This is a genomic window from Halobacillus sp., from assembly GCF_049282395.1.
Taxonomy (GTDB): domain Bacteria; phylum Bacillota; class Bacilli; order Bacillales; family Halobacillaceae; genus Halobacillus.
Map to the genome: position 1 here is coordinate 1 of NZ_JBAPTY010000047.1, position 8,755 is coordinate 8,755.

Sequence of the window (8,755 nt, forward strand, 5' to 3'; positions counted from 1 at the left end):
AAATCGATCAGACAGAACTTAATGCTGAATTTGTGGATCAGTATCGTAGTGACGAAGCTTTTGAAGTCGTGAAAAAACCATACTTGTACTTCTTTAAATTTAACCAGGAAACCAATGAAGCCCTGGCGAATGTAGATGCGCGTAAGGCAATTTCATTAGCGATTAACCGGGAAGATCTGGTTAATGAGATTTTAAATGATGGATCTGTTCCTGCTGAGGGATATGTGCCTTCTAATTTCGTATCGATGCCTAACAGCGATACTGGATATCGTGAAGCGCAAGGATCACTGGTAGAGACTAACAAAGAGAAGGCCAAAGAGCACTGGCAAAAAGCTCTGGAAGCTCTAGGTACAGATTCTGTTACCATTGAACTTCTTGGAGACGACACCGGAACTTCTAAGAAAACATTGGCTTATTACAAGAACCAGCTGGAAACTACACTTGATGGTTTAACGATTGATATTATGGAAGTACCGTTTAAAGAACGTGTACGTCGTGACAGTGCTTCTGAATTTGAAATGGAAGCTGCAACCTGGGCACCTGACTATGTAGACCCGAACACTTACTTGAACATGTATGTTACCGACGGACAAAACAATAATATGAACTATTCAAGTGAAGAATACGATTCTCTTATTGAAAAAGCCAACGGAGAATATGCACAGCAGCCGGAGAAACGTTTTGAAGCCTTCATGGAAGCAGAGAAATTACTTCTTGAAGAAGATCAAGCAGTAGCTCCAATTTATCAAGATGCTAAAGCTCAACTATTCAGACCATCGATTAAAGGGGTATTCACTACCTCGACCGGTCCAGAATTTGAATTCAAGTGGGCTCACGTAGAAAATTAATCCGAATAGCTAAAAGGCCAGGAGGCATGCCTCCTGGCCTTTTTTACGTGCAAATCTCTTGTAACACGAGCTTCTGAGCGTTATAGTGACTAGCATCAAGTCGGATAATAGGAAGGGAGAGGGCTTATGTTACGAATCTGGCAAAGAGGTTTATATTATTCTTTAGGAATTATTCTCTTAACGTTAGGCATTGCCCTAACCATTGAATCACATTTAGGCACCTCTCCCTTTGATGCACTACTTGTGGGGTTATACCGGTCTTTTGGATTAACCATCGGCAGCTGGGAAATCGTGGTTGGTCTCACGATTATTCTTTTCAATGCAGCCGCCCAGCGGAAACGTCCTGAACTATTGGCGCTTGCAACCTCACTTCTGACCGGTCTTGGGATTGATCTATGGCTATGGATCATCCGGTCAAACGACCTGATGTTATCACCCAACCTTATGGCTCAAATTCTTTGTTTACTAACCGGTATTTTATTTGCGAGCTTAGGTATTGCGATCAATCTTCAAGCCGATTTCGCGCCAAATCCTTTTGACCGGATGATGCTGGTAGTCCGTAGACTGACAGGATGGACAATTACAACTTCCCGTGTACTCATCAGTATCCTTTTGGTCATAGCGGCAGCTCTATTTGGCGGTGCCATTGGAGTGGGGACCATTCTCATCACCCTTCTGAGCGGGCCAGCTATCCACGGATTTATGAATCTCGTAAACCGGCTTGACCAGCGGCTTGCTCCAGCTGAAAGCTAATACGGGGTCAATAAAACTTACAGAACTCCCTGAGGGCCGAAGAATTCATAGTGAATGCTATCATCGGATACATCCCAATCCTTCAGGGCCTGGTTGACAGCTCTCATAAAGCCTTCAGGACCACAGAAATAAAACTCGCTATCCTGAGGGACCGCTTCTTTTAACCATGGAAGATCCACGTATCCTTCTTTATCAAACGATTGGTGCAGACGGTCATCCTCTGTCGGCTGGTCATAAATAATTTTGGTTATCGTTTTACTCCCCATGGTCTGCATATCTTTCTTAAATGCGTGGACCGATCCGTTCTGAGCAGCATGAATAAAATACACTTCCCGCTCAGGCTGCAAATCCTGAACCGCTCTGCCCATACTCAAAATCGGTGTGAGCCCCACGCCCCCGCTCAGCAGTACGAGCGGCTTGTCGGTATCTGCATCTAAATAAAAATCCCCGGCTGGTGCACTGACTGGAATAATATCACCTTCGTTTACTTGACTGTGCAGCCAGTTCGAAACCCTTCCTTCCGGTACCTCCTGGTTTCCTTCTTCCCTTTTGACACTAATACGGTAATAAGGGGTGCCTGGAGCCTCTGAAAGACTATATTGACGTAAGTGGTCATAATCGTCTCCAGGAATCTCAGCTTTAATCGTTAAGTATTGGCCAGGCTTATAATCGGCTAGAGGCTGTTCATCGACCGGCTGTAAATAGAAAGATGTAATCACATCACTTTCTACTTTCTTTTGAATCACTTTAAAATCACGGAATCCTGTCCATCCCCCGGTCTGTTGGCGTACATCCTTGTACATACGATCTTCTACCTGAATGAATACATCCGCTATAACCCCGTAAGCTTCTCCCCATGCCTGTATAATTTCGTCCGTTGCTGCATCTCCAAGTACATCTTTAATAGCTTTCAGCAAATATTCGCCTACAATTGGATAGTGTTCCGGCAGGACGTTCAAACTCCTGTGTTTTTCAGCAATCTGTTTAACCCTCGGCAGAATAGCTTCCAGGTGTTCAATGTTCTTAGCTGCAGCATAAACAGTGTTAGCCAGCGCACGAGGCTGGTCTCCTTTTCTCTGATGGGTCTGGTTAAAAATATTCTTCAATTCAGGATGATTTACAAATAGCTGCTGATAAAAATGGGTCGTAATAGCCTCTCCATGTTCCTCTAACACAGGTACAGTTGATTTGATCACTTTAATCGTATGGTCATTTAATAATTGATTGGTTTGTGTGGACATATAAAACCCTCCGTAAAAGATGTATTTATAATATATCTTTATTATACATAAAAAAGGTGTATTATAAATACATCAATTATGACAATTCCGTTAATGTGCTCCAAAAATCTGAAAATAAGACATCGGAATGACTGCTATGGTAAGATAAGATAAGAACAAAGAAGAGTGAGGGTTGACCTATGCGTTTAAAAAAATATACGGATTATGCTCTGCGAGTATTAATTTTCACAGCTGCTAAGAAAGAAGGTCAGCTTGCCAATAAAAAAGAGATTTCCGAGGTATTTAACATCTCAGAAAATCACTTAGGGAAGATTATTCACGAATTAAATAAATTAGAGCTTATTCATACGGTACGGGGACGTTCCGGCGGAATTAAGCTTGCCCATAAGCCTGAAGACATTAACATTGGAAAAGTTGTCCGCTCAATGGAAGACGATTTTTATTTACTGGAGTGCTTTGACTGCCAGACAAATGAATGTGTCATTACGCCTGCCTGTAAGCTTAGACACGTCCTGAGAGATGCGCTGCAGGCTTTCTTTCAAGTTCTGGACTGTTATACTTTAGAAGATCTTGTCTCGAATCGGGATGAACTCCGAGCGCTTATGCAGCTTTCTTAATAAAAAAAGCTGTAAAGTTAATAGTACTAAAAAAGAAGAACTTCCAATTTTATGGAAGTTCTTCTTTTTTATATTAGCCTCATTCAACTAACGCTCCCTGTACAGTAAGACTTGAAATCGAGTTATTTAGTGTTTTAATCTTTTCTTAGCCGTAAATAAGACACTTATAATAAAGTGTATCTGAAAACAATCATGCTTCATTTAATGCATTCGGCCTGTGTCACTTTAAGAATTCTTCATATCGACTCTTCTCATAGAGTTGCTCAGGCGGCATTTTCGTCCATTCATCAATGGATGCCTCAGGATGCTTTTCAGCAAATTTTTCTACTATATGGTAACCAGTAATATATCCAAAACCGGGCGGGAATTCACCTTTTTCACCATAAAGTACACGATTCACACGACTTGCGTCTCTTGAGTCGAGCGAACTCTTCACTTGCTTCCACAACGCTCTTTCCTGTTCTTTCCCCATCCTTGATGAAACTTCTGTCGGGGGTGTTCCATATAAGAGGGAGGCAAAGTATTCGGCTTTCCCCTCAAAAACTATGCTGCCAAGTAAGTCCCACTCATCGTTTCGGGTATAGTCTGCTGTCCACGTGCTGTGATGGTACTCATGGGCAACAGTGTGCTTCAATCGGTCTTTACTAACCGATGAGACATTGAACAATGAAATCTTACCTGCCCCTACAGTTACCCCAGGGAAACTCATTTCTCCTTGTGGAAGAAGACAGACCGTTGTATCTTCTCCTGGTAATGTATCAGCAGACTTCTTCAAGGCTTGGAGTGCTGTGTTTTCAAGTTCTGAAGCCCGAATCATGGTGATATCATCTTTTACTTCCTTCAGTTCTCTCGGAGGAGTGCTCACATACTCCTTTACAAGCTGAGAGTACTCACCACTTAAACATGATTCTTGTACATGGTCCATAACGATGGTCTTCCAAAACTTTTTCCGCTCACTCCGTGCATCTGTTTCTTCAGCTTTTTTCACATACTCTTCGACATATTCGTAGGCAGAAAAAATTCGTAAAGTTTGTCCGTCTTCTGTGGTTTTTTCAATTATGTATTCATCTTGATTAGAAGTCTTTTCAGCTGGGGTACTCGTGTCAGTTTTTTGGTTGTTTAGTTTGTTTGAAGTCTCTTCCTCACATCCTATTAAAATAGTAAGTAAGGTTAAGCCAAAAATAATTAAATGTCGCATAGTTCCTCCTTTGGAATTATTCTAATTAGTCGTCACGAATAACCCTTACGTTTATGCTGAAATGAATTTAACTTTTCATACATTGAACGGGAAAATGGTTTCAACGGCCAATTACCTTGAAACTCGGTCTTACACAATCCTGTCCTATACGTGAAGATTCAGTTTGGAGAATTCAATGGTTCAGTCGTGAAAGTGATAATCTAAGGGTATCATAGGTTTTGACTTAATTGGAAATATATCCCTTAAAGATGCTCTCTCTTTCATCCACACTTCATTTCGCTGATGATAAATGCTCTCTAGCACCTGGAACGAGGTAGGTAATGGTTGAGAGAATATCTCCATTGAAGAACGTCTCCGAATGGTTTAAATATAAATAAAAAACCGTGAAGTCTATTTTAGACTTCACGGTTTTTATTAACGCTACTATTCAGTAGAGTAAGGCAATAGAGCCATAATACGAGCGCGTTTGATTGCTTTAGTCAATTTACGCTGATATTTAGCAGATGTTCCAGTTACTCGGCGAGGAAGAATCTTTCCTCGGTCAGAAACGAAACGTCTTAGTAGATCAACATCTTTGAAATCGATGTGTGTAATTCCATTAGCTGTGAAGAAACACACCTTTTTACGTTTTCCGCGTCCACGACGTGCCATGTCGCATTCACCTCTTTCTTAATTAGAATGGTAAATCATCATCTGATATATCGATGGGCTCTCCATTATCTGCGAATGGATCCTCATCTCGTTGATTGTTGTTATTGTTGTTGTTGTTAGATCCGAAATTATTTCCAGATGGTTGTTGATTCTGATTTGCCTGGTATCCTGAGCCTCCACGATTACTTCCACCCTGGGAAGAACTTCCTTTGGATTCTAAGAATTGTACGCTATCTGCAACTACTTCTGTTACAAATACACGCTTGCCTTCCTGATTATCAAAGCTTCTGGACTGTAAACGCCCGTCCACTCCTACAAGACTGCCTTTATTCATAAAGTTGGCTAAGTTTTCTGCAGCACGTCTCCAGACCACACAGTTAAGAAAATCTGCGTCCTGACCACCTTGATTATTAGAAAATGGTCGGTTCACCGCAATGGTGAAGTTGGCGACGGCCACTCCGTTTGGCGTATAGCGTAAATCAGGATCCTTCGTCAATCTGCCGACTAATACGACACGATTTAACATCAGAACCACTCCTTATTTGTCATCTTCGCGTACTGCGATGTGGCGGATAATATCATCCGTGAACTTCGCTTGACGGTCGAATTCATTAATCGCTTCACGTGTACCGTTGAAGTCAACTGTTACATAGATACCATCACGGTAGTCGTTAATTTCATAAGCAAGACGACGCTTGCCGATTTCTTTAACTTCTTCTACCTCCGCGCCATTATCTTGAAGGATATTGCTGAAACGATCAATGATTCCTGTTTTAGCTTCCTCCTCGATATCTGGGCGGATGATATACATGATTTCGTATTTTCTACTCATCCGTTTTCACCTCCTTATGGACTTAACGGCTCCTATTCCTGACAGGAGCAAGGAGTAATCTATTCTTAATTACTCACAATGTAGTATTATAACAAAGTTGTCCAAGAAATACAATACTAAAACGGAAGGATCCTCGCTTATACGTTAAAACGGAAGTGAATAACGTCGCCATCTCTCACTAAATACTCTTTGCCTTCTAAACGAACACGGCCACGGTCGCGGGCGACACCCATGGTGCCTGCATCAACAAGGTCTTCATACGAAACTGTCTCCGCACGAATGAAACCACGCTGGAAGTCCGTGTGAATGACTCCGGCAGCCTGTGGAGCTGTCATTCCTTCTTTAAAGGTCCAGGCTCTTACTTCCTGCTCGCCAGCCGTAAAGAAGGTGGCCAACCCTAGAAGGTTGTAGGTCGCTTTAATTAACTGATCCAGTCCGGATTCTTCAATCCCAAGATCTTCAAGAAACTCTTCTTTTTCTTCTCCATCAAGCTCGGCAATCTCAGATTCAATTTTTGCACAGACGACAATAACTTCTGCATTCTCTTTTGCTGCAAATTCACGGATTTGCTTAACCTTTTCATTATCCCCTTCGCCAATTTCATCCTCACTGACATTCGCCACATAGAGGATGGGCTTGGAAGTTAGCAAATGAAGGCCTTTTACGATTTTTTCCTGATCATCACTGAATTCAACCGCGCGAGCCGGGGTTTCTTCCTCTAATGATTCTTTCAGTTTCTCAAGAACCGTGTATTCCGCTACAGCATCCTTATCTTTTTGACGAGCCATCTTAGCTACTCTGTCCATTCGCTTGGAAACTGTTTCGAGGTCGGCAAGAATTAGCTCCAGGTTGATGGTTTCAATATCAGTGATGGGATCGACTTCACCTGACACGTGCGTGACATTATCATCTTCAAACGCACGGACTACGTGACAGATCGCGTCGACCTGGCGGATATGGGATAAGAACTGGTTACCAAGTCCTTCACCTTTACTTGCCCCTTTAACAATGCCGGCAATATCGGTAAATTCAAATGCGGTAGGTACGGTTTTCTTCGGTTTAACAAGCTCGGTCAGCTTCTCCAGCCGACTGTCCGGTACTTCCACGATTCCTACGTTCGGATCTATTGTGGCAAACGGATAGTTGGCCGACAGAGCTCCTGCTTGTGTAATTGCGTTAAATAGCGTAGATTTCCCTACGTTCGGTAAACCTACGATTCCTGCTGTTAGTGCCATATAAGACTTTCACTCCTTAAGGATTTACATACATGCATGCTAGTCATATCAATTATAGATACTGTGTCTGAAAATAACAACCTGTGGAAAAGCAAAAGCAAAGGCTTGATCCTTCTTAATTGTTAAATTCATTCTAGCCATTTTTCAGGTTTTATTAAACTTATCCGTACAAAATTAAAAAGCCCACCTATTTCAGGGAGCTTTTCAAGGCTAAAGATTTACTGCTCGGAAGGTTCCAGCTTTTTCTTCATTTTGGATTCAAACTTTTTCCGCGGGATGAGGACACTGTGGCCGCAGCCTTCACATTTAATACGAATGTCTGCTCCCATACGAATGATTTTCCAGCGGTTTTCCCCGCACGGATGAGGTTTCTTCATTTGAACGACATCATTCAATTCGTAATTTTTGTCTGCCATGGAGTTCCCTCCTAATTTTTTACTCATTCACTTCCTGTAAAGCTTTATCATCTTCACGCGAATACATAACCATACGTGGAAATGGAATTTCAATTCCTCTTTCATCCAGACGGGTTTTTACTTCCTTACGGATGGCACGAGCTATTGCCCAATGTTCCATTGGTTGGGTGTCCGCGATAATCCTCATAACAACATCGGAAGCCCCTAATGTCTGTACCCCAAGAAGTTCAGGTACTTCGAGCATCGCTTCATAACGAGCTGGCAGCTCTTTCATCAGATCCAGAATCACTTGCTCGGCCTGGGCAATGTCCTCTTCGTACGCAATACTTACGTCCACCACGGCGACACTATTATGGATGGAAAAGTTCGTAACCTGAGTGACATTTCCATTAGGCAGGATATGAACCTCACCTGTCCAGGATTTGACTTTACACGTACGGATGCCTACCTCTTCAACAAAACCTTCGACGCCAGAAGTCCGAATATAATCACCTACGGAAAACTGGTCCTCGAAAATGATGAAAAATCCGGAAATAATGTCGCGCACCAGGTTCTGGGCTCCAAAGCCAATCGCGAGTCCGGCAATACCTGCACCTGCAAGCAGAGCGCCTACATCCAAAGTAAAAGCTTCCAGTATCATAATAAACGAGACAAAATACACCACATACGTCAAAGCGTTGATCACCAATTTTTTTAATGTAGCTTCCCGGCGCTGGGTAATTTTAAAAGGTCCCCGCCGCCGATTTTCAAAAAACTGCGAGATCACTCGCTTTCCTATGCGGATCACTAAAAACGAGATTATCAGAATAAAGGTGATTTTCAGGGCTCCTAGAGCTAGATTAGTCCATAATTCAGGCCCCGTCACATAATTTACTGCTTCCTCCCATCTGGTTACAGCTTCCTGCACAGCTTCGTCCGCTTTCAACGCTTCCCCTCCTGTACGACTATGAATATGAAATTCATT

Annotated in this window: 11 protein-coding genes; 3 read left to right on the forward strand and 8 right to left on the reverse strand. The window is 42.4% G+C overall.

Annotated features, from left to right (window positions below):
• Positions 1-848, forward strand: an 848-nt coding sequence (locus WAM07_RS02180; RefSeq protein WP_422164394.1) for an ABC transporter substrate-binding protein, incomplete at its 5' end; no start/stop codon positions are given.
• A gap of 126 nt (positions 849-974) precedes the next feature.
• Positions 975-1,601 (forward strand): YczE/YyaS/YitT family protein, encoded by a 627-nt coding sequence (locus WAM07_RS02185; protein WP_422164396.1) that lies wholly within the window; start codon positions 975-977, stop codon positions 1,599-1,601.
• A gap of 17 nt (positions 1,602-1,618) precedes the next feature.
• Here WAM07_RS02185 and hmpA read toward each other — a convergent pair whose 3' ends face one another.
• Positions 1,619-2,842, reverse strand: coding sequence for an NO-inducible flavohemoprotein (gene hmpA / locus WAM07_RS02190; protein ID WP_422164398.1), 1,224 nt, complete (start codon positions 2,840-2,842; stop codon positions 1,619-1,621).
• Between the two features lie 179 nt (positions 2,843-3,021).
• Here hmpA and WAM07_RS02195 point away from each other — a divergent pair, with 179 nt between their 5' ends.
• Positions 3,022-3,459 carry an Rrf2 family transcriptional regulator gene (locus WAM07_RS02195; protein WP_422164399.1) on the forward strand — a complete coding sequence of 146 codons (438 nt, stop codon included), beginning with the start codon at positions 3,022-3,024 and terminating at the stop codon, positions 3,457-3,459.
• A 220-nt stretch (positions 3,460-3,679) separates the two neighbouring features.
• Here the strand turns inward: WAM07_RS02195 and WAM07_RS02200 are convergent, their stop codons facing one another.
• The 7 genes from WAM07_RS02200 to WAM07_RS02230 form a co-directional block, all read right to left on the reverse strand.
• Entirely contained in the window at positions 3,680-4,657 is a 978-nt protein-coding gene (locus WAM07_RS02200) for a DUF2268 domain-containing putative Zn-dependent protease (RefSeq protein ID WP_422164401.1), read from the reverse strand.
• Between the two features lie 423 nt (positions 4,658-5,080).
• Positions 5,081-5,308, reverse strand: a complete 228-nt coding sequence (gene rpsR, locus WAM07_RS02205; protein ID WP_089750462.1) for a 30S ribosomal protein S18 — start codon at positions 5,306-5,308, stop codon at positions 5,081-5,083.
• A 22-nt stretch (positions 5,309-5,330) separates the two neighbouring features.
• A complete protein-coding gene (ssb, locus tag WAM07_RS02210; RefSeq protein ID WP_014645360.1) occupies positions 5,331-5,834 on the reverse strand; it encodes a single-stranded DNA-binding protein in 504 nt (167 codons plus the stop codon).
• A gap of 12 nt (positions 5,835-5,846) precedes the next feature.
• Positions 5,847-6,140, reverse strand: a complete 294-nt coding sequence (gene rpsF, locus WAM07_RS02215; RefSeq protein WP_014645361.1) for a 30S ribosomal protein S6 — start codon at positions 6,138-6,140, stop codon at positions 5,847-5,849.
• 137 nt (positions 6,141-6,277) lie between these two features.
• Positions 6,278-7,375, reverse strand: coding sequence for a redox-regulated ATPase YchF (gene ychF / locus WAM07_RS02220; RefSeq protein ID WP_422164404.1), 1,098 nt, complete (start codon positions 7,373-7,375; stop codon positions 6,278-6,280).
• Positions 7,376-7,593: 218 nt separating this feature from the next.
• Positions 7,594-7,791 carry a DUF951 domain-containing protein gene (locus WAM07_RS02225; RefSeq protein ID WP_089750468.1) on the reverse strand — a complete coding sequence of 66 codons (198 nt, stop codon included), beginning with the start codon at positions 7,789-7,791 and terminating at the stop codon, positions 7,594-7,596.
• Positions 7,792-7,810: 19 nt separating this feature from the next.
• Positions 7,811-8,698 (reverse strand): mechanosensitive ion channel family protein, encoded by an 888-nt coding sequence (locus tag WAM07_RS02230; RefSeq protein ID WP_422164405.1) that lies wholly within the window; start codon positions 8,696-8,698, stop codon positions 7,811-7,813.
• Positions 8,699-8,755: the final 57 nt, after the last annotated feature.